The organism is Qipengyuania sp., assembly GCF_043423005.1.
Taxonomy (GTDB): domain Bacteria; phylum Pseudomonadota; class Alphaproteobacteria; order Sphingomonadales; family Sphingomonadaceae; genus Qipengyuania.
On sequence record NZ_JBHWMI010000064.1, the window covers coordinates 1 to 24,618 of the forward strand.

Here is a 24,618-nt window from a genome sequence, read left to right on the forward strand (position 1 = left end):
CGTTGCCGATATGGGGAAAGGTGAAGGTGACGATCTGGCTGTCGTAGGAGGGATCGGTCATCACCTCCTGATAACCCGTCATCGCGGTGTTGAAGCAGACCTCGCCCACCGCGCTGCCGGTGGCACCGAAGCCCTTGCCCCAGATCACCGTGCCATCAGCGAAGACCAGTGCGCCGGTCGCCCCTTCGGGTTGCGCGTGCGAAGATGCGGACAGGGCCATGGGGGGCGCTCCGTTCAAAAGGTTACCGGCAGTTGGTGCTAAGACCCAGCGGCTAGTGCGCTTGGCGGGTTCCGTCAACCGGAACGCTTGGCATATCGGTGCGTGGGCCTATGTGAACGGTGGAAAGCCATAGCTTGCATCCACAGGACAATCGAAGAGGCACCATGCTGAGGGATACCATCAAGGCCGAAACCATCGCCGCGATGAAGGCTGGCGACAAGGAACGGACCGCGGCCCTGCGCCTGATCGGCGCACGGATCAAGGATCGCGATATCGAACTGCGCACCGCGTCCAGCAAGCCCGATGACGAGGCGCTTATCCAGGACGTCCTGCTCAAGATGGCAAAACAGCGGCGCGAATCGATCACCATGTATGACGAAGGCGGCCGCCAGGAATTGGCCGACAAGGAGCGGGCCGAGCTTGCCGTGATCGAGGAGTTCCTGCCCCGCCAGATGAGCGAGACGGAAACCCGCGCTGCGATCGAGGCGATCAGGGACGAGCTGGGCGCCAGCGGTCCGAAGGACATGGGCCGCGTGATGGCCGAATTGAAGGCGCGCCACGGGGCCACGCTCGACATGAGCTCGGCCAGCGGGCTGGTGAAGGCGGCCCTGTCGTGAAACGCTTTGCGCTGGCCCTCCCGCTTACGCTGGCGGCATGCGGCGAGCCCGCGCCCGAGCCTGCCGTCACCCCCACCCCCGAGGCCACGATCGCCGGCCCGAGAACACTCATCGCGGCCGACCTCGATCTGGCGCAACTTGGCGCGAGGATTACTGGTCCGAACGGCGATGCGATCACGGCCGAGCTTGGCGCAGGGGACGCCAGGGTGGGGACATTGACCAGCTATGTCGCATGTCCGCGAGATCTCACCAGCTGCGTGCCCGCCGCCCTCCCCCGCGATACGATCTACACCTATGTCCACCGGGTGACCCTGGGCGATGCCGGCACCGAAGAGGAGCGTGCCGAACCGGCTGACGGGCCCGAGGTGGTGGAAAACGCGCCGACCCTGTTCCGCACCACTCGCGCTGCCGCCGGGTTCAACGGCGCGCTTGGCTACAGCCAAGGCGAGGCGCTTGCCGCGCTTGGGTCCGAAGACGCGATCAGGGTAAGCAATGATGGAGGGCGGCTGATCTGGCAGGTCGCGCCCGATGCCCGCTGGAAGCCGGGTTCGACGATCACTTTCTGGTGGCAGTCGACTGAGCCCCCCGCCGGCCCGCAGCATGCCTATCTGGTCGAGGTCGAGGGCAACCAGACCGCTGCGTCCGGGCCCTTCCCCGCCGCCCCGGCACCAGTGGAGGGCAGCGCGGAAAAAGGTGGGTAGGCGGGTACGCCAACTGGCGCCCGCCGGGTGCCCGCGCTAGGGCCGGGGGATGGCTTTGTCCCCGCAATGGCTCGACGAACTGCGGATGCGCACGACGCTGTCCGCCGTGATCGGCCGCACCCTGCGGCTGACCAAGGCCGGGCGCGAATTCAGGGCCTGCTGCCCGTTCCACAATGAGAAGACGCCCAGCTTCTATGTGAACGACGAAAAGCATTTCTACCATTGCTTCGGCTGCGAGGCGCACGGCGACGCCATTCGCTGGCTGACCGATCAGCGCGGAATGGCGTTCATGGATGCGGTGAAGGAGCTGGCCGCCGAAGCCGGGATGGAACTGCCAGCCCTCGACCCGCGTGCAGCGAAGCGGGAGGAACGGCGGGCGGGCCTGCATGACGTCACTGCCGCCGCGCAGGAGTGGTTCGTCCACACCTTGCGCAGTGCCGAGGGGGCTTCGGCTCGCGCCTATCTCGCCACCCGCGGTTTTGCCGATGCGACAATCCGCACGTTCGGCTTCGGCTACGCTCCGGACAGCAAGCAGGCGCTGCAGCGCGCACTCGCCCGCTTCGACGAGGCGCTGCTGGTCGAAAGCGGCATGCGCTTCGAAAGCGACGACGGCACGCGGTACGATCGATTCCGCGACCGGCTGATGCTTCCCATCCACGATGCACGCGGGCGGATCATCGCGTTCGGCGGACGCATCCTGTCGGATCGCAAGGACGCGCCCAAATATCTGAACTCGCCCGAAACCCCGCTGTTCGACAAGGGGCGGACGCTCTACAATCTTCATCGTGCCACCCCGGCCGCGCGGCAGACCGGACGGCTCCTCGTGGTCGAGGGCTACATGGATGTCGTCGCGCTGGCCGATGCCGGCATCACCGATGCGGTCGCCCCGCTTGGCACGGCGCTGACCGAGGCGCAGATCGAACTGCTGTGGCGCCATGTCGAGCGGCCGATCCTGTGCTTCGACGGGGACAATGCGGGCCACCGGGCAGCGCAGCGCGCAATCGAACGCGCCCTGCCCCTCCTCCGGCCTGATCGCACGCTCGGCATCGTCCAGCTGCCCGCCGGGGTCGATCCAGACGATGTCCTGCGCCAGCATGGTCGCAAGGCGTTCGACGATCTCCTGGAGCGTGCGGCCAGCCTGATCGACGTGCTGTGGCAATACGAGAAGGCGGCGACCACGCTCGACACGCCGGAGCAGAAGGCGGGATTGAAGGCCCGCCTCCTCGATCGGGTGGAAACCATCCAGCACCCCGACATCCGCTCGCTCTACCGCCGCGAACTGCTGGAGCGGTATTCCGCCTTCGCCTTTCCCCCGCGCCCTCCCCGCGCCGCCCCCAACAAGGCTGGCTTTGCACATCGGCCTGCGCCGTCAGCCACCGTTCGTTCGCAGACCCGCGAGCTTCTCGCCCGGACGCGCGAAGGTGGCGGCGTCGATACGCTGGTCGCCGCCATCATCGCCGGATTGCACCGGTTTCCCGATCAGATCGCGGTCCACGAACCTGCGCTGGCCGCCTATGCCGCGCGCGACCCGCGGGCGGCAGGCGCGATAGATTCTCTGCTCGCTGCTGCCGAAACGCTTGATTCGCGCGTCGTTTCGCCCATATCGACGGGGCAAGGTCATCCTGCCCTGCCGGAACACTCGTTTTTCGCCTTTCTTGATGAAGGCACCGACCCGGTCGAAGCGCGCGAGGAACTGGCCGAAGCCGTATCGCTGCTGGTCGAAGGGCCGGCACTCGAAGCCGCGCTTGCCGAGGCGACCGCGCGTTTCGAGTCCGACCCTGAGGGAGCATTTGCCGAGCAGCAGCGTTTGCTTAGCAAAAAGTTCGAATTCGAGGCGCGAATCGGCCGAATCGCTAATCGCAGGGCTGCGGGGCCCGGGAACCAGAGTAAGTTTGCGCCTGCCAATGATGCGGGTGCAGACGCCAGAACGGACTGAACTTTCTATATGGCAACCAAGATGACGGCGGGCGAGAAGGACGATGCTCCGTTGATCGACCTCAACGAGGCGTCGATCAAGAAGCTCATCGCGAAGGCGAAGAAGAAGGGTTACGTCACCTATGACGAACTCAACGAGGCGCTTCCCCAAGGCGAGATGAGTTCGGACCAGATCGAGGATATCCAGTCCGCCCTGTCGGAAATGGGGGTCCAGATCGTCGAGACCGACGAGGATGCGGAACCCGAGGACGAGGTCGAGGAAATTGCCTCGTCCGACGATGACGACGACGAGGAAAAGAAGGACGCCAAGAAGCCCGCGACGACCACCCGCAAGCTGGCGGTCGGCGAGCGGACCGACGATCCCGTCCGCATGTACCTGCGCGAGATGGGCGCAGTCGAACTGCTCAGCCGCGAGGGCGAGATCGCCATCGCCAAGCGCATCGAGGCGGGACGGGACATGATGATCATGGGCCTGTGCCAGAGCCCGATCACCTTCCACGCGATCATCCACTGGTCCGAAGCGCTCAATTCCGAAGAGATGCAGCTGCGCGAGATTCTCGATCTCGATGCGATGCTGTCGAAGGAACCGCCGCCGGACAAGATGGCGGAAGGCGCCGAGGACGACGACGACGACGGCGAGATCTCGGAAGAGACCGCCGGCCCGACGATCCGCGACGACGATGAGGACGAGGACGAGGAACCCGCGGGCGAAACCTCGGACGAGGACGGTGAGGAACGCCCGGTCAAGCACGACGAGGAGGACGAGGACGAGGACAACACCATGTCCCTCGCCCAGATGGAGGCTGCGCTCAAGCCCGAGGCGCTCGAACGCTTCGCGCGGATCACCGATCTGTTCGGCAAGTTCGAGAAGCTGCAGGCCGAACGGGTCGACACGCTGGCCCGCGGCGATGCGTTCGCGCCGGCCAAGCAGCGCAAGTACGAGGCGCTAAGCGAACAGCTGACCGCCGAGGTCGAAAGCGTGCAGTTCCATGCGACCAAGATCGAATTCCTGGTCGACAACCTCTATGCCTTCAACCGCCGGCTGACCGCGCTGGGCGGGCAGATGCTGCGCCTTGCCGAACGGCACAAGGTCAAGCGGGGCGATTTCCTCGCCGCCTATATCGGCCACGAACTCGACGACAACTGGATGGGCGAGCGTCCGAAGAAGGACAAGAAGTGGGCCGCCTTCGCCGAGAAGGAAGCCGATGCAATCGAGCGCATCCGCACCGAGATTTCCGACATCGCCAGCCAGACCGGCATGGCGCTCGAGGAATTCCGGCGGATCGTGAACATGGTCCAGAAGGGCGAGCGCGAGGCGCGCATCGCCAAGAAGGAGATGGTCGAGGCCAACCTGCGCCTGGTGATCTCGATCGCCAAGAAATACACCAACCGCGGCCTGCAGTTCCTTGACCTGATCCAGGAAGGCAACATCGGCCTGATGAAGGCTGTCGACAAGTTCGAGTACCGTCGCGGCTACAAGTTCAGCACTTACGCCACCTGGTGGATCCGGCAGGCCATCACCCGCTCGATCGCGGATCAGGCCCGCACGATCCGCATCCCCGTTCACATGATCGAGACGATCAACAAGCTGGTCCGCTGCAGCCGCCAGTTCCTGCACGATCAGGGCCGCGAGCCGACCCCTGAAGAGATGGCCGAGAAGCTCTCGATGCCGCTCGAAAAGGTGCGCAAGGTGATGAAGATCGCCAAGGAGCCGATCAGCCTCGAAACGCCGATCGGCGACGAGGAGGACAGTCACCTCGGCGATTTCATCGAGGACAAGAACGCCATCATCCCCGTCGATGCGGCGATCCAGGCGAACCTGAAGGAGACCGTGACCCGGGTACTGGCCAGCCTCACCCCGCGCGAGGAACGCGTGCTGCGCATGCGCTTCGGCATCGGCATGAACACCGATCACACGCTCGAGGAAGTCGGCCAGCAGTTCTCGGTCACCCGCGAGCGCATCCGCCAGATCGAAGCCAAGGCGCTACGCAAGCTCAAGCATCCCAGCCGCAGCCGTAAGATGCGCAGTTTTCTTGACCAGTAAGTTCCAGCCCGCGGGGTCAATGTCGAGGCGCGGGCTGATGCGATGATGATCGATTTCAACAGCGCGTTGCAGCTGTCGCCGAACCCGTACATGGTTCTCGACACCGATCTGAACATCGTCTGGGCGAACCAGGCATACCTTCGGGTGACTGATCGCGAATTGGACGAGATTCGCGATCGCCCGCTGTTCGAAGCTTTTCCGAGCGAAGGGGAAAGCTTCCATCAACTGAAACGCTCGTTCGAAAAGGTGCTGGCTACCGGCAAGTCGGACGAGATCGCCTATATTCCCTACGCCATCCCCACTGCCGAAGGCGGCGTGGAACTGCACGTGTGGAGCGCCACGCATATCCCGCTCTATGACGGCGATGGCGTTCTCAGCCACATCCTCCAGCATACGGTTCGCGTCACCGATCTCGACAATGTCTCGGCCGCCGGGGTGCTTCGCCGTGCACAGGCCGTGCAGCGACAATACCTCGGTGCCTCGCGCGAACTGGAACGGCTGCACAATCTGGTCGAACAGGCGCCCGGCTTCGTTGCCGTATTGATGGGCGCCAAACACCGCTTCATCATGGCCAACGCTGCCTACCGCCGCTTGATCGGCGAACGACCGTTAATCGGTCGCACGGTTGCGACCGCCATTCCCGAGGTCGCGGATCAGGGCTTTATCGACGTGCTGGATGCGGTGCACCAGACCGGGCAGCCTTATCTGGGCCGCCGCGAGGAAGTGCGGCTCAAGTCGGAAGGGGAGGACGAACTCGTTCTCCGGCATCTCGAGTTCATTTTCCAGCCGATCCACGGGAGGGACGGGATCGACGGCATCCTCATCCAGGGCCATGACATAACCGACCAGATCCAAGCCGAGGAACGGCAGCAAATCCTGATCAACGAGCTCAACCACCGGGTGAAGAATTCGCTGGCCGTCGTTCAGGGACTGGCGTTGCAATCCTTCCGTGATGACCGCGCCAATCCATCGCTGCAGGTCTTTTCAGAAAGGCTTTCGGCATTGGCGGGCGCACATAATCTGCTGACCGAGAAACGCTGGGAATCGGCCGATCTCAAAGACATCGTCACCGCTTCACTGGTGGCGACGGCCGGGACGGAACGCTCCCGTTACAGCCTTGACGGTCCGCAGATCGAGCTGCGTTCGCAGCCTGCGCTGGCGCTTTCGATGATCATCCACGAACTGTCCACCAATGCGGTGAAATACGGCGCTTTCTCGACCGAGGAGGGTTCGGTTGCGATCACGTGGTCTGTGGCAAGGGACGACAAGGGACGCCACCTGACCCTGGATTGGGAGGAAAGCGGCGGGCCGCCCGTCATTCAACCCGATCGCCGGGGCTTCGGCTCCAGGCTGATTGCCCGCGGTCTCGGGACGCCCGGGAGCCTTGCCGAAATGACCTATCATCCTGCAGGGCTTCATTGCCGCATCCGGGGAACCATCTGACCATGCAGGGCAAGCATATCCTCGTCCTCGAAGACGAGCCGATCATCGCCTTTGCTCTCGAGGATCAGTTGCTCGACGAGGGGGCAATCGTCACCGTGCATTGCTCGCTCGACAGCGGCCTGGAGGCGGCAAAGACCGAGCCGTTCGACTTTGCCATTCTTGACGTCAATCTGCATGGACAACGCAGCTATCCGCTGGCCTATGCCCTGACCGAACGCAGCATCCCTTTCGCATTTGCGACGGGTTATGGGGATGCCGAGCATCCGGCCGACCTGCGGCATGTTCCCACGCTGACCAAACCGTATCTGATCGATCACATTCGCGAGCTTGTCGCGGCAGCCTGATTGCGCAATGTTCGCCCGCTCGGCGGGCACATGCAGGTGGCGACTCGGGCGATGCGGCGTTATGGCCCGTTCATGCGCATCGCTCTTGCTTCCGACCACGCGGCCATCGCCCTGAAGGCAGACCTTCGCGAATGGCTGATCGAAGAGGGGCACGAAGTGGCCGATCTTGGCCCGGACGACGGGCAGAGCGTGGACTACCCGGACTTCGGCTACAAGCTCGCCGCCGTAATTGCGGACGGGACCGCAGATCGCGGGATCGCCCTGTGCGGCTCGGGTATCGGGATCTCGATCAGCGTCAACCGTCACAAGAGCGTTCGCTGTGCCCTGGTTTCGGACCCGCTGTCCGCCGCCCTCGCCCGTGAACACAATGATGCCAATTGCATTGCGATGGGCGCCCGGCTGATCGGGCCGGATATGGCGAAAGCCTGCGTCAGCGCCTTCCTTGCGACCGATTTTGCAGATTCCCTTCCCGACGCGACCGGACGCCATCGGCGGCGGGTCTACAAACTCTCCAACCCGGAATTCTGATCATGGCCACCAACGCAAGCCTACCCAGCACATCGCGCGATCCGATGGACCGTTTCTGGCACGATACGCTGGAAGAGGCCGATCCGGAAATCCACGCCGCGATCCGTAGCGAACTGAAGCGCCAGCAGGACAAGATCGAACTGATCGCCAGCGAGAATATCGCGTCTTCAGCGGTGCTCGAGGCTGCGGGATCGGTCTTCACCAACAAGTATGCCGAAGGCTATCCCGGCAAACGCTACTACGGCGGCTGCGAGTATGCCGACGTCGTCGAAACGCTGGCAATCGAGCGCGCGAAGTCGTTGTTCGGATGTAACTTCGCCAATGTTCAGCCCAATTCCGGGAGCCAGATGAACCAGGCGGTATTCCTGGCACTGCTCCAGCCGGGCGATACCTTCATGGGGCTCGACCTCAATTCCGGCGGCCACCTCACGCATGGTTCGCCGGTCAACATGAGCGGCAAGTGGTTCAATCCCGTCAGCTACGGAGTTCGTCGCGAAGACGAACTGATCGACATGGACGAGGTCGAGCGAATTGCCCATGAGAGCAGGCCCAAGCTGATCATCGCCGGCGGTACTGCCTATTCGCGGACCTGGGATTGGGCCGGGTTCCGCCGCATCGCAGACGAAGTGGGCGCCTATCTGATGGTCGACATGAGCCATATCTCCGGCCTCGTGGCCGGGGGTGCCCATTCCTCGCCCGTCCCCCATGCCCACGTCGTCACGACCACCACCCACAAGAGCCTGCGCGGCCCTCGTTCCGGAGTGATCCTGTGGAACGACGAGGCGCTGTCCAAGCCGATCAACATGGCGGTATTTCCTGGAATGCAGGGCGGTCCGCTGATGCATATCGTCGCGGCCAAGGCGGTCGCTTTCGGCGAGGCGCTGCGACCCGACTTCCGCGAGTATGCTCAGCGCGTGGTGGATAATGCCCGCGCCCTTGCCCGCAGCATCGAGGCCAACGGGCTGCGGGTGGTGTCCGGCGGGACCGACAATCATTCGATGCTGGTTGATCTGACCGCCAGGGACGTGACCGGCAAGGCTGCCGAAGCGGCGCTCGATCAGGCCTGGCTGACCTGCAACAAGAACGGCATTCCATACGACACCCGCAGCCCGTTCGTGACCAGCGGCATCCGCCTCGGAACGCCGGCCGGCACGACCCGCGGGTTCGGCGTGGACGAGTTCGAGATCGTCGGCAGCCTCATCTGCGATGTCGTCGAAGCTCTTTCGCGCACCGGCGGCGACGGTGACGATGCGGTGACCCGGCGCGTGCGGGAGCGCGTTACCGAATTGTGCCGCCAGTTCCCGGTCTATCCCGGCCGCTAGAGGAGATGAACATGGACGAACGAGATCCCGAGCGCGGTAATCGCCATCAAGACCACGACCTGCTGCCCGATGCCAAGCACGAGGTGCAGGGCATGCTGAAGGGCGGGCTCGCCCATCCATCGACCAAGCCGGTCCTGACCGGCGCGGCGATCGGCGTGGTGGTTGCGGCGGTTCTGCCGGTCGTCACCTGGCCACTCGGCCTCGCGGCGGGCGCTGGCTTTGCATTGTACAAGCGTCTGCGCCCCTGAATGCGCTGCCCGTTCTGTGCGCACGAGGATACCCAGGTAAAAGACAGTCGGCCGACCGAGGACAATGCCTCGATCCGCCGGCGAAGGCTGTGTGCCCGGTGCGGGGCGCGTTTCACCACGTTCGAACGGGTGCAACTGCGCGAGGTCACCGTAGTCAAGAGCGATCAGCGGCGCGAACCGTTCGAGCGTGAAAAGCTGGAACAGTCGATCACCCTCGCCTGCCGCAAGCGGGATATTCCCGCCGAACGGATCGATCAGCTGGTCAGCGGCATTCAACGGCAGGTCGAGACCGCCGGGGAAAGCGAGATTGCGTCATCGCATATTGGTGAACTGGTGATGGCGGGCCTGCGCCAGCTCGATCCGGTGGCCTACATCCGGTTCGCTTCGGTCTATCGCGATTTCAGCGAAGCCCGCGATTTCGAGGAATTCGCCAGCAGCGTGCAGGATGCCGCCGTCACCGGGCAAGGCTAGGCATGGGGTCCGCTCAACAAAATTCGCACGCCGGTGACGGGGGGGATCAGGGCAGTCAGCACGCCCCGGTCATCGTGCTGGTCCGCCCGCAGCTGGGCGAGAACATCGGCAAGGCGGCCCGGGCGATGCTGAACTTCGGGCTTGGCGAGCTGCGCCTGGTCGAGCCGCGCGATGGCTGGCCCAACCCTTCGGCCGGGCCCGCCGCGGCGGGGGCCGACGAGGTGCTGGCCGGGGCGCAGGTCTTCGCCACCACTGCGCAAGCCGTGGCAGACTGTGCCCATGTCTACGCGACCACCGTGCGAAAGCGCGGGGTAACCAAGCCGGTCGTGACCCCCGAGGCAGCCGCGCGAGAAATCGCCGCCGCCCCCGGGCGCAGTGCCATCCTGTTCGGGCCGGAACGCTCTGGTCTCGAAACCGAGGACGTTTCGCTCGCCCGTGCGATCCTCACCGTCCCGATCAATCCCGCGTTCGGGTCGCTCAATCTCGCACAAGCGGTGATCCTGTGCGCTTACGAATGGTCGAAGACGCAAGCGTCCGGCGGAGAGGCTCTTGTCCAGCCCACGCTGGAGGATGCCCTTCCCCCCGCCCCCCAGGCCGAGCTCGAAGGTCTGATCGCTCATCTCGAACGCCTGCTCGAACCGCGCGGCTATTTCCTGCCGCCCGCCCGCGCCGAAGCAACGCGGCGAACTTTGCGGGGCATGTTGACCAAGCCCGGCTGGAACCACCTCGAGGTGCGGACGCTGCGCGGTGTCCTGTCCAGCCTAGAGCGCGGACCTACGGCCTGAGGCGATCCCATTCGGCAAGCTCGTAGGCGATCGAGCTTTCGACCAGCGTTTCCCAGATTCGCGCGATGTCGTCCCCCGGCAGGCAGCGCGCCTCGGCATCCGTGCGCGCCGCCGAAATGACCGCCTGCTTGCGCTCCTCGTCGCGCACGGCGCCTCGATCCGGCTTGATGCGGGCGGCGGCGCGCATGTAGCCGAAGCGGCGGTCGAGCAGCTCGATCAGCGCCCGGTCTGTCGCGTCGACCCCGGCACGCACCTCGTCCATCGTGGTGCATCGCGCGGGCGGTAGGGCATCTTTGTTCATGGCCCGCGCGCATGAAGAAACCCGCCCTGCCTGTCGAGCGGGAAAGCAATCGAGCACTCGACAGGCGTGGGCTGTGTCGTCATGACCGCACCCATGGCAAGCCACCCCAACACCTACCGCAACCAGCCGGACGAGCGCGGCCATTTCGGCGATTACGGCGGCCGCTACGTCGCCGAAACTTTGATGCCGCTGGTGCTCGACCTCGAACGCGAATACCGCTCGGCGCACGCCGATCCTGCGTTTCAGGCGCAATTCGACGATCTGCTCGAACACTACGTCGGCCGCCCGTCCCCGCTCTATTTCGCGGAGCGGCTGACCGAGGCGCTGGGCGGCGCGCAGGTGTGGTTCAAGCGCGACGAGCTCAACCACACCGGCGCGCACAAGATCAACAATTGCATCGGGCAGATTCTGCTGGCGATGCGGATGGGGAAGACCCGCATCATCGCCGAGACCGGAGCGGGCCAGCACGGTGTCGCCACCGCCACGGTCTGCGCGCGCTTCGGGCTGCCTTGCGTTATCTACATGGGCGCGACCGATGTTGCCCGGCAGCAGCCCAACGTGTTCCGCATGAAGCTGCTCGGCGCCGAGGTGGTGCCGGTAACGAGCGGGCGCGGCACGCTGAAGGACGCGATGAACGAGGGGCTGCGCGACTGGGTCGCGAACGTCCACGATACCTTCTACATCATCGGCACCGCCGCCGGCCCGCATCCCTATCCCGAACTCGTGCGCGATTTTCAGAGCGTGATCGGCAAGGAAGCGCGCGCACAGATGCTGAGCCGCATCGGCCGCCTGCCCGATCTGCTGGTTGCGGCGATCGGCGGCGGCTCGAACGCGCTCGGCCTGTTTCACCCCTTCCTCGACGATGCGGATGTGAAGATGCTCGGCGTCGAGGCGGCGGGGCATGGTCTGGATGGCGACGAACACGCGGCAAGCCTGCTCGGCGGCTTCCCCGGCGTGCTCCACGGCAACAAGACCTATCTGCTGCAGGACGAGGACGGCCAGATCACCGAGGGGCACTCGATCAGCGCCGGGCTCGATTATCCCGGTATCGGGCCAGAACACGCCTGGCTCAAGGACATGGGCCGCGTCGAATACGCCGCGATCACCGACGAGGAGGCATTGGACGCTTTCCAGCTCCTCTGCCGCACCGAGGGCATCATCCCCGCATTGGAGCCCAGCCACGCCATCGCCGCCGTCGCCAAACGCGCGAAGGAGATGGACCGCGACGCGATCATCCTCGCGAACTTGTGCGGCCGTGGCGACAAAGACATCTTTACCGTTGCTGACAGGTTGGGAGTGGAGATGTGAGCGCTTGTCTGTCCGCGTTCAAAGTGCTGGACACCCGCTCGGGCCGCCTTCTGTTTGTTGTTCTGCTGATTTGGTTGGTTTATTGGGGTTACCAAGCAATCATACATGACGGCTCTCAATATGTTGAGTGGTGTCAGCGCCAGATTGACGAAGTTCATCGTCAAAATCTAGCTTCAGGAGTATATAAGCAGTTCCCTTACGGCAGATTGAGTGACAGGAGAGACTGCCAAGACTACGCCGAACGCCTTTGGAGCTTTTCTGATGTTAAGTATTTCGGAACAATGATCATCGGAGTACCATGCATTGTTATTGGCGCGGCATTAACCTTAAAGTGGATTCTCGCTCCTCAAAAATGACCCGCCTCGCCTCCGCATTCTCCAAGCCCCACCCCGCGCTCGTCTGCTTCATCACCGCGGGCGATGGCGACACCGCGGCCAATCTCGACGCGCTGGTTGCAGGCGGCGCCGACGTCATCGAACTCGGGATGCCGTTCACCGATCCGATGGCCGATGGGCCCGCGATCCAGGCGGCGAACTTGCGCTCGCTGGGGGCGGGGACGACGACGGCCGATGTGTTTCGCCTCGCCACCCTGTTCCGTGAGCGCCACCCTGAAACGCCGCTCGTCCTCATGGGCTACGCCAATCCGATGGTGCGGCGCGGGGCCGACTGGTTCGCGGACCAGTGCGCGGCGGCGGGCGTCGACGGGGTCATCTGCGTCGACATCCCGCCCGAGGAGGACGAAGCGCTAGGTCCCGCTTTGCGTGCCGCAGGGATCGCGCCGATCCGCCTTGCCACGCCGACGACGGACGCCAACCGCCTCCCCGCCGTGATCGAGGGCAGCGAGGGCTTCCTCTACTACGTCAGCGTCGCCGGGATCACCGGCAAACAACAGGCCGCCGCCGCCAGCATCGAAGAGGCGGTCAGGCGGATCAAGGCAGCGAGCGATTTGCCGGTTGCGGTCGGGTTCGGCATTCGCACGCCGGAACAGGCAGGCGCCGTGGCACAGGTGGCCGATGGCGTCGTCGTCGGATCGGCACTGGTCGATCTGGTGGCCGAGCATGGCACGGCCGCCCCCTCCCACCTGCGCGCGCTCACCGCGAGCCTTGCAAAAGCCGTCCATTCGGCAGAAAGGGCCGCGCCATGAACTGGTTCACGAGCGTCCGTAACAGCCTGCCGTTCCTGCCCAAGCGCACGACCGACGACACCTTGTGGGTCAAGTGCCCGCAATGCCAGCAGATGGTTTTCGCGCAGGAGTATCACGAGAACGACGACGTCTGCCCGCGGTGCGAGCATCACGGGCGGATCGGCGCGGACCGGCGCCTGGCGATGCTGCTGGATGAGGGCTACGACGTCCTCCCCGTGCCCGAGGTGCAGGAAGATCCGCTCAAATTCAGGGACTCCAAAAAATACACCGACCGCTTGAAGCAGGCGCGCACGAAGAGTCCTCATCGTGACGCCTTTCTCGTCGGTTCGGGCGCGGTCAGGGGTCGGCCGGCGGTCGTCGGGGTGCAGGACTTTGCGTTCATGGGCGGCAGCATGGGCATGGCGGTCGGCACGGCCTTCTGCCGCGGCGCGGAAAAGGCGATCGAGCGTGGCTGCGCCTATGTCGTGGTGACCGCGGCAGGCGGTGCACGGATGCAGGAGGGTATCCTAAGCCTGATGCAGATGCCCAAGGCCACGGTCATGACCCGCCGGCTGAAGGACGCCGGGCTGCCCTACATCGTCATCCTCACCGACCCCACGACCGGCGGCGTTACGGCCAGCTATGCGATGCTGGGTGATGTCCACATTGCCGAACCGGGCGCGCTGATCGGGTTTGCCGGGCAGCGGGTTATCCAGGATACGATCCGCGAACAATTGCCCGATGGCTTCCAGCGTGCCGAGTATCTGCACAAGCACGGCATGGTCGACATGGTGGTGCCGCGGCATCAGCTGCGCGAGCGGCTCGCCGACATTCTCGGCTATCTTCAGCCCCAGGCAGCTGCCTGAACGGCAATGCGCGACAGCGCGCGATCGGACCATCCGGGAGTCCAGCGACAGCTCGACCGGCTGGCCGCGCTGTCGCTTCCCGAAGGGCGTTTGGGGCTCGAGACAATGCGGGCGCTGCTGGAGCGGCTGGGCGATCCCCATCGCGCACTGCCCCCTGTGTTCCACGTCGCCGGGACCAACGGCAAGGGTTCGACCTGCGCGTTCCTGCGCGCCATGCTGGAGGCGCAAGGGTACCGCGTCCATGCGACCACCAGCCCGCATCTGGTCCGCTATAACGAACGTATCCGGCTGGCCGGGCAGCTGATCGAGGATGGGGCGCTAGCGGAGGTGCTGGCGGAGGTTCTGGATGCGGCAGAGAATCTTGCGGTCAGCTTCTTCGAGGTCACGATTGCCGCCGCCTTTCTCGAATTTGCACGGGTGCCCGCGGATGCCTGCATCGTCGAGGTGGGTCTTGGCGGAAGGCTCGATGCGACCAACGTGATCGATCGGCCGGCGGTTTGCGGCATCGCCAGCCTCGGCATCGATCACGAACGCTTCCTTCTCGCCCCCGAGGACGGGGTACCGCAAGAGCCCATCGTCCGGATCGCCTACGAGAAGGCCGGCATTGCCAAGCCGGGAGTGCCTCTTGTCGTGCAGGCGCCGCCAGCGCCGGCAGTGAGCGAGATCGAGCGGATCGCCGGTGAAACAGGGAGCCCGCTGTCTATGGAGGGCAGGCATTGGGATGCCGCCGATCATCAGCAGATGATGTTCTATGCCGACAAGACGCATCGTAACGGCGTCGACATCCTGCATTTGCCGTTGCCGGTCCTTCCCGGCCGCCACCAGTTCGCCAACGCCGGTCTGGCGATCGCGATGCTGCGTCATCAGGATGGCCTGTTCGTGACCAGCGAGGCGATTGCCGCAGGGCTCCACGCCGCCCGCTGGCCTGCCCGTCTTCAACGGCTGTCGACCGGCGGCCCCATCGGGAGGGGGCGCGAGGTCTGGCTGGACGGCGGTCACAACCTCGATGCCGGAGCAATGCTGGCACGACATTTCGCCGGACGAAGGCTGCACCTAGTGATCGGCATGATCGCGGGGAAGGACCCGGCGGCGATCGTTGGCTCGCTGAAGGAAAGTATCGCCTCGTCGATTGCCGTTCCCGTGCCCGGCCACGATTGCCACCCAGCCTCCGCATTCGGACCGCGAGTTGCGGCTGCGGCAAGCGTACCCGAGGCACTGGCAAGCTTGCCGCCCGACGGCCTGCCGGTGCTCATCGCCGGTTCGCTCTACCTCGCTGGAGAGGTCCTGCGGCTCAACGGTGAGGTGCCCACCTAACCCTTTGGCCTGCCGGGGCTTGATCCGGAAACGGTGCCTTTACTCGGCTGCCGCGCAAAGGTGTGCATTGACCCGGGTAGAGCCCGGCGGGACGCATACTAAGAGGCTTGACTATTCAGCCGGGACTACTGCCGCATCCTTTGCCTCGGCAGCGACGACCCCGTGCCCGCCGGGGCGGGTCTGGCGCCACCATTCGGCGAGCACGAGTACCATTGCACCGACGCCGATCCACGTGGTGAGAATGAAGACGTCGTAAAAGCCCTGCCGTTCGATCATCTGGCCGAGCGCTCCGCGGCCCAAAGTCCCGACCAGCAGCGTCAGCGAGGACAACAGAGCATATTGCACCGCAGCGAACTGCTTGGAGACAATCGAGGACAGCCACGCGACGAAGGCCGCGCCAGCGATGCCGATGGCGAGATTCTCGCCCCCAATGGTCACCATCAGCCGCGCGAGCTTCTCGCTGCCGCCAGGAAAGCTGGAGACTAAAGCGGAAAAGCCGGTGCCATCGGCCACCGCGCTTATCACGCGGCCACCGGCTGCCATATCGGCGTAGAGCAGATTGGTTAGCGCCGCGAGCAGGCCGCCGATCAATAGCGTTGGCATCCGGCCTAGTGCAGTCAGCAGCCACCCCCCGAGAGCGAGGCCGAGTACGATCGCCCCAACGCCGAAGAACTTGGAGGCAAAAGCGACCTCGTCCTTGGTGTATTGCAGCTCGCCAAGGTAGAACGGATAGGCAAAGGTACCCCAGATCGCGTCGCAGATCCGGTAGGTCAGCACCAGCGCCAGGATCAGCACCAGCGACCAGCCCATGCGGCCGACGAACTCGACCAGCGGAAGCACCAGTGCGCGATAGAGGTGGTCGAGGGCGAAGCTGGCGCCGGTCGCGGCAGGCGCATCCTCGGCCAGCAGATTGGCACCGCGGCGCTGCTGCCCCGCCAGCCAGCCGGCCACCAAAGCGGGAACAACGATGGTCGCGATGATTATCCAAGGGCCCCAGGCGAGCGTGAATTCGGTGGGATCGGGACGGTTTTCGGGAAGCGCGGTCATCGAGCGGATCATGAAATCGAGCAGCACGACGATCGCGCCCGCCCATAGCAGTCCGACGATGGCGAGCGCGCGGTAGCGGACTGTGGGCGACAGCTCCCCCGCCCGGCGAAGCGCCCGCACCTCGGCATCGCTTTCACCGGAGGACCCGCGCTCGGTATCAGGTGCGAACAGCCCTGCAACGCCGATCGCCAGCAGCAGCCCACCCATGATGACATAGGTCTGCGGCCAGCCAATCCGCTCGGCGATAATCAGCGCCAGCGCGCCGCCCGCCAGCGAGGAGAGGCGGAAGCCCATCTGATAGACGGTCGAAAGAATATCCAGCGTCGCCTTTTCGTCCGCGACATCGATGCGCCACGCGTTGATCGCGATGTCCTGCGTTGCACTGGCGAGTGCGCCGATACCGGCGAGCAGGCTGAACATGCCGAGCTGCGACCGCGGGTCGAGCACTGCCATCGTCACCAGGATCGCGCCGAGCAGAAGCTGCATCGGAATGATCCACTGCTTGCGTTTGCCCAGGCGGCGCAAGACTGGAAGGTCGAGCTTGTCGATCAGGGGTGACCAGATGAACTGGAATGCGTAGGCCAGGCCGATCAGGCTGAAGACGCCCATCGTTTCGAGATCAACCTCTGCCTCTGTCAGCCAGGCGAACAGCGTGCCCAGGAACAGCGCAAAGGGCAGGCCGCTGGCGAAACCGAACAGCAGCATGAAACCGGTCTTGCGGTCGCGAAGCGCCTGTCCGAGGATGCGCCAGCTCGATGGCTTCTTTACCGTGTCGCCCTCAGCCATGCTGTCTCCCGCACTTTCCCCGGTTTCCAAAGTCTGCGACACTAACGCGGTAAGCTGAACGGGAACAGATGCGATGAGCGTAGCATCCACGGCCGCCGCGCCGCCTCTCCGCCCCACCGCCGGGATGCTGGCCCTGGCCCAGGCGATCGCCGGGAGCGGCACGCCCCCAGCTGCAACCCAGTCGACCGTACCCGCCACTGTCTATACCGATCCGGCCTATTTCGCGCGCGAGAAGGAGGCGATATTCGACCGGCTTCCGCAGATCCTTTGTCCCAGCGCCCTTTTGCCCGAACCCGGCATGGCGGTGCCGCACGATGGCACCGGACGCCCGCTGCTGATCACCCGCGATGCCGGCGGCACGGCGCATGTCTTCCTCAACGTATGTCGCCACCGCGGGACGCGGCTGGTGGAGGGGAGCGAGGTGCAGTGCGCGCGGCGGCTTGTCTGCCCCTATCACGCCTGGACTTATACGGTGGATGGGCGGCTGCTGGCCCTCCCCCGCCCCGACACCTTCCCCACGCTTCAGAAGGACGCGATGGGCCTGATCGAATTGCCGTCGAAGGAATGCGGCGGGCTCATCTGGTTCTTCCCCGATACACCGGGAGACTTTTCGGACGCGGTGACGCTGGGCGAGGATTTCGATGCGCTCGGCATGGGCGAGCATGTGCTGTTCCGACGCAGGATGCACGAGGTCAAGGGCAACTGGAAGCTGGTGATGGATGCCTTCCTCGAAAGCTACCACGTGACCCGGCTGCATTCGCAGACCATCGGACCGTTCTTCAAGGACGGTATAACCAGCGGCGACAGGATCGGCCCTCACCTGCGCAGCGCAGTCGGCCGGCTGGAGGACATGCGCGGAGCGGACCTTTCCGACATGGCGCAGCTGCGCAGGCTGGTGACATTTGCCTATCAGTTGCTTCCCGGTGCCCTCGTCATCCCCAGCCCCGACTATATCAATGTCATGACGGTGATGCCGCAGGCCCACGATCGCACTCTGGTCGAAGACTTCATGCTCATCCCCGAGCCGCCCGCCACCGACAAGGCCCGCGATCACTGGGAGCGGAGCTGGAACCTCCTCGATGGCGGGGTTTTCGCCGGCGAAGATTTCCGCGCCGCAGAACTCGGCCAGCAAGGCCTGTCCAGCGGGGCGGTGGACGAGATCGTTCTGGGCACTCTCGAAAGCGGCATCCGCCGCTATCACGAGACGGTGGAGGCAGCGCTGGCAGCAGGGCATTGACGCGCACAGGCCTGCCGGCTGCCTCCTTTTGTTTGCCCACCCTTGTGTGTATGGGCGCGGCGTGTCCGACAACTCCCTCCCTTTCGAAGGCGATCGCATCGCCAAATTGCTTTCCCGTGCCGGTATTGCCAGCCGCCGCGAAGTGGAACGGATGATCGCCGAAGGTCGGGTCGCGCTCGATGGCAAGGTGCTCGATACGCCGGCGTTCAAGCTGGGCAGCCTGCGCGGCGTCACGGTCGACGGACGGCCGGTCGAGACCGCACAGGCGACGCGGCTGTTCGCCTTCCACAAGCCCGCCGGCCTGATAACCGCCGAACGCGATCCGCAAGGCCGGGCGACGATCTATACCGCCCTGCGCAATGCCCTGCCGCGCGGGGCAGGGCGAGTGATGCCGATCGGACGGCTCGATTTCAACACCGAAGGCTTGCTCCTCCTGACCAACGACGGCGAGTTGAAGCGCGCTATGGAACTGCCGTCTTCCGGGGTGCCGCGCACCTATCGCGCGCGTGCGTTCGGTGACGTGACGCAGTCCCAGCTCGACGATCTCATCGAAGGCATCGAGATCGACGGCATCCGTTACGGCCGGATCGAGGCGGATTTGGAGCGCGGGGCGGGCAAGAACCGCTGGATCGAAATGACGCTGACCGAAGGCAAGAACCGCGAAGTGCGGCGGGTGCTTGAACACCTTGGCCTGAAGGTCAATCGCCTCCTGCGGACGGCGTACGGCCCGTTCGAACTGGCCGACTTGCCGCGTGGGCAGGCGTCCGAGATCCGGCAGGTCGATGTCGAACGCTATCGCAAGCAATTGCTCAAGAGCGCGCGGTGAGGGTTATCGCCGGGGAATTTCGCGGACGCAAACTCGCTGCCCCCCAAGGCGAGGCTACCCGCCCCACCGCGGACCGCACGCGCGAAACCCTGTTCAACATGCTGACGAGCCGGCTCGGCAGTTTCGAAGGGCTCGGCGTCGCCGATCTTTTCGCCGGATCTGGGGCGCTTGGTATTGAAGCGCTCTCGCGCGGGGCGGCCTCGTGCCTCTTCATCGAGCAGGACGATAACGCGGCCGAAGCGATCAAGCGCAACGTCGCCTCGTTCGACCTGCGCGGGCGGGCGACCGTACAGAAGGGTTCGGTGATGAGCCTCGGCCCGGCGCGAAAGGTGTACGATCTGCTGCTGCTCGATCCGCCTTACGGCACCGGCGCCGGATCGGTGGCGCTCGATCGGCTGCTGCGCCTAGGATGGATCGGCCCGGCGACCTGGATTGCGCTGGAAACGCGGCGCGACGAGCAGGTCGCCGTGAAGGGTCTGGAGGAGGCTGCGCAGCGCATCGTCGGCAAGGCCAAGCTGACCTTGCTCCGAACAGTTCCCGACCAATCATAGCCGCATCACAAGAGAGGCGGAGCCAATCCGGCCCCGCCTCCATCGTTCAACACTCTTCCGTGTGCGATGAGCTTACATTTCGCTGGCAGGACGTCCCGGCCATTCTTCGAGCGGGCGGTTCACGCCCTTGCCCCGCTTGCCGGCTTCCCAAGCATTCATGCAATTGTCCTGCTGGTTTGCCGTGCAGATCGGCATCTCGCCCGATGCCGGCTGCTGATCAGCAGGCGTCGTCTGGACGACTTCGCCGCGCACGAACTGCATCTGGCCCATGTCGCGCGACTGGCCAGCCATCGCGGTCGAGCCTTGCTGCATCGTACCTTGCTGCATCCCGGTCGTGTCCGCCGGAGCAGTGGCGCCGCTCATCTGTGCCGCGATCGAAGTCCACGCTGCGGCCCGCTGTTCGGGCGTCATGGCGATGATCCGTGCGCGCTGGTCGTTATTTAGGATCCACCACGCCTGGGTCTGATTGGTGTCGAGCGTCCAGTAATATTCTTGAACATTGCGTGGCCAAGCATCGTAATCGTTTCGCCGATCATCGGGCCAACCCTGATAGGCCGTTTGCTGATCGGTCGATAATTCGTAGTTGTCACCAACCTGCTTCATCCAGACGACTTTCGGTGTCTCGTCCTGCGCCAACACGGGAACGCTGGTCAGGGCAAGCGCGGCGGCGCCGGTAAGAAAAAGAGTACGCATCGGAGAAACCTCCTCATTCGGTCGTGAAGTGGTAACCTACGCCGAAACCGGGAGCCTGTTCCGAGCCGGCCTTGCCAGACCCGCCCCCGTTCCCTAACTGTTCGCGGTTTCCATGAGCAGTGAGCCCGACCTTCCCCCCCTTGAGGACGATGCGCAGGTGCCGCCCTACGCCCGCAACCTCAACCCGCCTCAACGCGAGGCCGTCCTGACGATGGAAGGCCCTGTGCTGATGCTGGCCGGGGCCGGGACGGGCAAGACAGCGGCGCTCACCGCGCGGTTGGCACATATCATCGCAACGCGTTCTGCGTGGCCGAGCGAGATCCTTTGTGTCACCTTCACCAACCGTGCCGCGCGCGAGATGCGCGAGCGGGTGGCGCGGCATATCGGAGATGCGGTGGAGGGGATGCCGTGGCTTGGAACCTTCCATTCCATCGGCGCCAAGATGCTGCGGCGCCATGCCGAACTCGTCGGCCTGAAAAGCAACTACACCATTCTCGATACCGACGATCAGTTGCGCTTGCTGAAGCAGCTTATCCAGGAAAACGAACTTGACGAAAAACGCTGGCCCGCCCGCCAGCTTGCCGGCCTGCTCGACCGCTGGAAAAACCGCGGCCTGAACCCTGCCGATCTGGATGCGGTCGAAAACGAAAGCTACGTCAACGGGCGCGGCGCGCAGTTCTATTCGCTGTATCAGGAACGATTGAAGGCATTGAACGCCTGCGATTTTGGCGACCTCTTGCTCCACATGCTCAACATTTTTCGTGAGCATCGGGACGTGCTGGAGCAGTATCAGCGGCGGTTCAAATACATCCTCGTCGACGAATATCAGGACACCAATCAGGTCCAGTACCTGTGGTTGCGGTTACTGGCCCAGACGCGCAAGAACATCTGCGTCGTGGGTGACGACGATCAGTCGATCTATTCCTGGCGCGGGGCGGAAGTCGCCAATATCCTGCGGTTCGAAAAGGATTTTCCCGGCGCCGCAGTGATCCGGCTCGAACAGAATTACCGCTCGACCCCGCAGATCCTGGGGGCGGCTTCCGGCCTGATCGGCGCCAACCGCGAACGCCTCGGCAAAACGCTGTGGACCGAATTGCCGAGCGGCGAGCCGGTTCGCGTCATCGGTGTCTGGGATGCGCCGGAAGAGGCTCGCCGGGTGGGCGAGGCGATCGAGCGACTGGAAGGCGAAGGCGCCCCGCTCGATCAGGTGGCGATCCTCGTGCGCGCGCAATATCAGACGCGCGAATTCGAGGATCGGTTCATCCAGATCGGGATAAATTATCGCATCGTCGGCGGATTTCGCTTCTACGAGCGGGCCGAAATCCGTGATGCTCTGGCGTACCTTCGCGTCATCGCCCAGCCGGCTGACGATCTTGCCTTCGAACGAATCTACAACCAGCCCAAGCGTGGCCTGGGGGCCAAGACGCTCGAGGCGATGCGTCGCCATGCCCGCCGCACCGGGCAACCGCTTGCCGCCGCCAGCCTCGATCTGGCCGATAGCGACGAGATTCCGCCGCGCGCGCGCAACACCCTCATCGGCCTGCTCGGCCAGTTTGTCCGCTGGCGTGAACTGGCCGAGGCGGTGTCACCGTCGGAACTGCTGCGCACCGTGATGGCCGAGGGTGGATACGACGAGATGCTGGCCAAGGACCGTAGCGCGGAAAGCGCGGGCCGGGCCGAAAACCTGACCGAGCTGGCGCGGGCGATGGAAGAGTACGACACGCTTGGCGACTTCCTCGAGCATGTCGGCTTGGTGATGGACAACGATCGCGCCGACGACGGCGAGAAGATCACCATCATGACGATGCATGCGGCAAAGGGGCTGGAATTCGATCATGTCTTCCTGCCCGGCTGGGAGGAAGGCGTGTTCCCCAGCCAGCGGGCGATCGACGAAGGCGGCCTTGCCAGCCTCGAGGAAGAGCGCCGCCTCGCCTATGTCGCGATCACCCGCGCGCGGCGTCGCTGCACGATCCTGCACGCTGCGAACCGCCGGGTGTTCGGCCAATGGACGAGTTCGATTCCCAGCCGCTTCGTCGACGAACTGCCGGAAGATCACATCGTCACCGAAACGACGATGACCGGGGGGGCGTCGCTCTGGCGCGCGAACTGGAGCGAACAGGACGATCCGTTCGCGCACGTGGCGCGTGATGCCCCCGGCCGTCAGCAGAGCCGCGGGCCCGGCTGGCAACGCGCCCTTGCCACCGGGTACGATCCCACGCCCAAGCGCCTGCCCGAACCGTCGCGGAGTGCGGCGAGCTTCGCCGCCAAACCGCGCAGCGACATCGAACCCGGCGCGCGGGTGTTTCACGACAAGTTCGGGTACGGCACCGTCAGCGGGCAGGAAGGCAACAAGCTGACGATCGAGTTCGACAAGGCTGGCGAGAAGCGCGTGCTCGACAGTTTCGTCAAGCTCGCGTCCTGAAACCTCCGGTCAGAGCGCCGATACTTCGAGAAACCGGGGCACGGGGCCGTTCCATTCGCCCGGCCGGCTTACGTCTCGCGGTTCGTCGCGTTCGCGCTTGGGGCGGTGCGCCGCCTCGCCTTCCGGACGCCTGCCTTCCGCACGATCTTCGCGGGTGCGACGCGGGCGCGGCTCGGCAATCGGTTCGTGCGCCGGCTGTGTCTCGACCTCGCGTTCCGCCCGTACGGGGCGTTCCACCAGTTCGACGCGCACATCATTCTTGGTGAACGGCGGGATTTCAGCGCCGGTCAGCTTTTCGACATTCGCGATTGCCTCGGCATCGTCTTCGGCGACCAGGGTGAAGGCGCGCCCCTTGGCCCCGGCCCTGCCGGTCCGCCCGATGCGGTGCACGTAATCGTCCGGATGCCAAGGCGTATCGAAATTAAAGACGTGGCTCACGCCCTTGATGTCGAGCCCGCGGGCGGCAACGTCGCTCGCGACGAGGATGTTGATCTCGCCCGCCTTGAAGCGTTCCAGTTCGCGAATGCGGCTCGACTGGTCCATGTCGCCATGGATCTCGCCGCTGCGGAAACCGTGACGGCTGAGGCTCTGATTGAGTTCGCGCACCGTGGTCTTGCGATTGGCGAAGATGATCGCGGTTTCGACATGGTCGTGCTGCAACAGCCAGCGCAGGGTTTCGCGCTTCTGCCGGCTTTTGACCGGCACCTTGAACGCGGTGATATCCTTGTTGGTCGTGGCCGCGCGGTTCACCTCGATCCGCTTGGGATTGTTGAGGAAGGTCTTGGCCAGTTTCTCGATCGGGGGCGGCATCGTCGCGCTGAACAGCATGGTCTGCCGCGTTTCGGGGAGCTTCGAACAAATGAACTCGATATCGGGGATGAAGCCCATATCGAGCATCCGGTCCGCTTCGTCGATCACCAGCAGTTCGCACCCGTTGAGCAGGATCTTGCCGCGCTCGAACAGGTCCATCAACCGCCCGGGAGTTGCAATCAGCACGTCGACGCCTTCATTGAGCGCCTTGACCTGATCGCCCATCTGCACGCCGCCGATCAGCAGCGCCATCTTGAGATCATGGTTCTTCCCGTACTTCTCGAAATTCTCGGCCACCTGCGCCGCCAGTTCGCGCGTCGGTTCGAGAATGAGGCTGCGCGGCATCAGCGCCCGGCGCCGGCCCTCGGCCATGACGTCGATCATCGGCAGGACGAAGCTTGCGGTCTTGCCGGTGCCGGTCTGGGCGATACCGATGATGTCCTTCATCATCAGTACCGGCGGGATCGCCTGCGCCTGGATCGGAGTCGGTTCGGAATATCCGGCATCGTCGATGGCGGAAAGCAGGCGTTCGGATAGGCCGAGATCGGCAAAACTCATGCGGCGGGTCGTGCCTTCGGATGTATGAGGGCGGGAAAGCGTGTCCGCACCCTTGGCGAACACTCCGCGGGCCTCTGCGTCCAAAAGAGCAAAAAGTCAAGCCGAAGGACTATTGCGG

25 protein-coding genes are annotated in these 24,618 nt (G+C 64.6%); 20 read left to right on the forward strand and 5 right to left on the reverse strand.

Features of this window, described 5'->3' with window-relative positions; translation table 11 throughout:
- On the reverse strand, nucleotides 1–220 hold a 220-nt coding region (locus tag ACHFFA_RS09740; protein ID WP_394270652.1), incomplete at its 3' end, for a carbamoyl-phosphate synthase domain-containing protein.
- Nucleotides 221–384: 164 nt separating this feature from the next.
- Here ACHFFA_RS09740 and ACHFFA_RS09745 point away from each other — a divergent pair.
- The 11 genes from ACHFFA_RS09745 (at nucleotide 385) to ACHFFA_RS09795 (ending at nucleotide 10,658) form a co-directional block, all read left to right on the forward strand.
- Nucleotides 385–837 (forward strand): GatB/YqeY domain-containing protein, encoded by a 453-nt coding sequence (locus ACHFFA_RS09745; protein WP_394270653.1) that lies wholly within the window; start codon nucleotides 385–387, stop codon nucleotides 835–837.
- A complete protein-coding gene (locus ACHFFA_RS09750; RefSeq protein ID WP_394270654.1) occupies nucleotides 834–1,538 on the forward strand; it encodes a hypothetical protein in 705 nt (234 codons plus the stop codon). The genes ACHFFA_RS09745 and ACHFFA_RS09750 overlap by 4 nt, the downstream gene beginning before the upstream one ends.
- Nucleotides 1,539–1,587: 49 nt before the next feature.
- On the forward strand, nucleotides 1,588–3,474 hold the full coding sequence (gene dnaG / locus ACHFFA_RS09755; protein ID WP_394270655.1) for a DNA primase: 1,887 nt from the start codon (nucleotides 1,588–1,590) through the stop codon (nucleotides 3,472–3,474).
- 9 nt (nucleotides 3,475–3,483) lie between these two features.
- Entirely contained in the window at nucleotides 3,484–5,517 is a 2,034-nt protein-coding gene (gene rpoD, locus ACHFFA_RS09760) for an RNA polymerase sigma factor RpoD (RefSeq protein ID WP_394270656.1), read from the forward strand.
- Between the two features lie 42 nt (nucleotides 5,518–5,559).
- Nucleotides 5,560–6,960, forward strand: coding sequence for a sensor histidine kinase (locus ACHFFA_RS09765; RefSeq protein WP_394270657.1), 1,401 nt, complete (start codon nucleotides 5,560–5,562; stop codon nucleotides 6,958–6,960).
- 2 nt (nucleotides 6,961–6,962) lie between these two features.
- Entirely contained in the window at nucleotides 6,963–7,304 is a 342-nt protein-coding gene (locus tag ACHFFA_RS09770; protein ID WP_394270658.1) for a response regulator, read from the forward strand.
- Between the two features lie 72 nt (nucleotides 7,305–7,376).
- Nucleotides 7,377–7,832 carry an RpiB/LacA/LacB family sugar-phosphate isomerase gene (locus ACHFFA_RS09775; protein ID WP_394270676.1) on the forward strand — a complete coding sequence of 152 codons (456 nt, stop codon included), beginning with the start codon at nucleotides 7,377–7,379 and terminating at the stop codon, nucleotides 7,830–7,832.
- A gap of 2 nt (nucleotides 7,833–7,834) precedes the next feature.
- On the forward strand, nucleotides 7,835–9,154 hold the full coding sequence (gene glyA / locus ACHFFA_RS09780; RefSeq protein WP_394270659.1) for a serine hydroxymethyltransferase: 1,320 nt from the start codon (nucleotides 7,835–7,837) through the stop codon (nucleotides 9,152–9,154).
- 11 nt (nucleotides 9,155–9,165) lie between these two features.
- Nucleotides 9,166–9,402 carry a hypothetical protein gene (locus ACHFFA_RS09785; RefSeq protein WP_394270660.1) on the forward strand — a complete coding sequence of 79 codons (237 nt, stop codon included), beginning with the start codon at nucleotides 9,166–9,168 and terminating at the stop codon, nucleotides 9,400–9,402.
- Nucleotides 9,403–9,873, forward strand: a complete 471-nt coding sequence (gene nrdR, locus ACHFFA_RS09790) for a transcriptional regulator NrdR (RefSeq protein ID WP_394270661.1) — start codon at nucleotides 9,403–9,405, stop codon at nucleotides 9,871–9,873. It begins immediately after the preceding gene.
- Between the two features lie 2 nt (nucleotides 9,874–9,875).
- Complete coding sequence (locus tag ACHFFA_RS09795) at nucleotides 9,876–10,658, forward strand: RNA methyltransferase (RefSeq protein ID WP_394270662.1); 783 nt, start codon at nucleotides 9,876–9,878, stop codon at nucleotides 10,656–10,658.
- Here the strand turns inward: ACHFFA_RS09795 and ACHFFA_RS09800 are convergent.
- A complete protein-coding gene (locus tag ACHFFA_RS09800; RefSeq protein ID WP_394270663.1) occupies nucleotides 10,648–10,959 on the reverse strand; it encodes a chorismate mutase in 312 nt (103 codons plus the stop codon). The genes ACHFFA_RS09795 and ACHFFA_RS09800 overlap by 11 nt on opposite strands.
- An 81-nt stretch (nucleotides 10,960–11,040) precedes the next feature.
- Between ACHFFA_RS09800 and trpB the strand changes: the two genes are divergently transcribed.
- The 5 genes from trpB to ACHFFA_RS09825 are packed head-to-tail and all read left to right on the forward strand — an operon-like array spanning nucleotide 11,041 to nucleotide 15,570.
- Entirely contained in the window at nucleotides 11,041–12,267 is a 1,227-nt protein-coding gene (gene trpB, locus ACHFFA_RS09805; protein ID WP_394270664.1) for a tryptophan synthase subunit beta, read from the forward strand.
- A complete protein-coding gene (locus ACHFFA_RS09810; protein WP_394270665.1) occupies nucleotides 12,264–12,623 on the forward strand; it encodes a hypothetical protein in 360 nt (119 codons plus the stop codon). Before trpB ends, ACHFFA_RS09810 begins: the two co-directional genes overlap by 4 nt.
- Nucleotides 12,620–13,411 (forward strand): tryptophan synthase subunit alpha, encoded by a 792-nt coding sequence (gene trpA, locus ACHFFA_RS09815; RefSeq protein ID WP_394270666.1) that lies wholly within the window; start codon nucleotides 12,620–12,622, stop codon nucleotides 13,409–13,411. The genes ACHFFA_RS09810 and trpA overlap by 4 nt, the downstream gene beginning before the upstream one ends.
- The gene (gene accD / locus ACHFFA_RS09820; RefSeq protein ID WP_394270667.1) at nucleotides 13,408–14,256 is read left to right on the forward strand and encodes an acetyl-CoA carboxylase, carboxyltransferase subunit beta; all 849 of its coding nucleotides are present in this window, start codon (nucleotides 13,408–13,410) and stop codon (nucleotides 14,254–14,256) included. Before trpA ends, accD begins: the two co-directional genes overlap by 4 nt.
- Nucleotides 14,257–14,262: 6 nt before the next feature.
- The gene (locus ACHFFA_RS09825; protein WP_394270668.1) at nucleotides 14,263–15,570 is read left to right on the forward strand and encodes a bifunctional folylpolyglutamate synthase/dihydrofolate synthase; all 1,308 of its coding nucleotides are present in this window, start codon (nucleotides 14,263–14,265) and stop codon (nucleotides 15,568–15,570) included.
- Nucleotides 15,571–15,681: 111 nt separating this feature from the next.
- On the opposite strand, the gene ACHFFA_RS09830 is transcribed toward ACHFFA_RS09825, so the two are convergent.
- Nucleotides 15,682–17,403 carry an AmpG family muropeptide MFS transporter gene (locus tag ACHFFA_RS09830; protein ID WP_394270669.1) on the reverse strand — a complete coding sequence of 574 codons (1,722 nt, stop codon included), beginning with the start codon at nucleotides 17,401–17,403 and terminating at the stop codon, nucleotides 15,682–15,684.
- A gap of 73 nt (nucleotides 17,404–17,476) precedes the next feature.
- Here ACHFFA_RS09830 and ACHFFA_RS09835 point away from each other — a divergent pair, with 73 nt between their 5' ends.
- The 3 genes from ACHFFA_RS09835 (at nucleotide 17,477) to rsmD (ending at nucleotide 20,017) form a co-directional block, all read left to right on the forward strand.
- Nucleotides 17,477–18,640 carry an aromatic ring-hydroxylating dioxygenase subunit alpha gene (locus ACHFFA_RS09835; RefSeq protein WP_394270670.1) on the forward strand — a complete coding sequence of 388 codons (1,164 nt, stop codon included), beginning with the start codon at nucleotides 17,477–17,479 and terminating at the stop codon, nucleotides 18,638–18,640.
- Nucleotides 18,641–18,701: 61 nt separating this feature from the next.
- A complete protein-coding gene (locus tag ACHFFA_RS09840) occupies nucleotides 18,702–19,466 on the forward strand; it encodes a pseudouridine synthase (protein ID WP_394270671.1) in 765 nt (254 codons plus the stop codon).
- A complete protein-coding gene (gene rsmD / locus ACHFFA_RS09845) occupies nucleotides 19,463–20,017 on the forward strand; it encodes a 16S rRNA (guanine(966)-N(2))-methyltransferase RsmD (protein WP_394270672.1) in 555 nt (184 codons plus the stop codon). Before ACHFFA_RS09840 ends, rsmD begins: the two co-directional genes overlap by 4 nt.
- 72 nt (nucleotides 20,018–20,089) lie before the next feature.
- Here rsmD and ACHFFA_RS09850 read toward each other — a convergent pair whose 3' ends face one another.
- Nucleotides 20,090–20,710: a hypothetical protein gene (locus tag ACHFFA_RS09850; RefSeq protein WP_394270673.1), complete on the reverse strand. Its 621-nt coding sequence runs from the start codon at nucleotides 20,708–20,710 to the stop codon at nucleotides 20,090–20,092.
- Between the two features lie 112 nt (nucleotides 20,711–20,822).
- Here ACHFFA_RS09850 and ACHFFA_RS09855 point away from each other — a divergent pair, with 112 nt between their 5' ends.
- Nucleotides 20,823–23,132 carry an ATP-dependent helicase gene (locus ACHFFA_RS09855; protein ID WP_394270674.1) on the forward strand — a complete coding sequence of 770 codons (2,310 nt, stop codon included), beginning with the start codon at nucleotides 20,823–20,825 and terminating at the stop codon, nucleotides 23,130–23,132.
- Nucleotides 23,133–23,141: 9 nt separating this feature from the next.
- Here ACHFFA_RS09855 and ACHFFA_RS09860 read toward each other — a convergent pair whose 3' ends face one another.
- Nucleotides 23,142–24,500, reverse strand: coding sequence for a DEAD/DEAH box helicase (locus ACHFFA_RS09860; RefSeq protein ID WP_394270675.1), 1,359 nt, complete (start codon nucleotides 24,498–24,500; stop codon nucleotides 23,142–23,144).
- Between the last annotated feature and the right edge of the window lie 118 nt (nucleotides 24,501–24,618).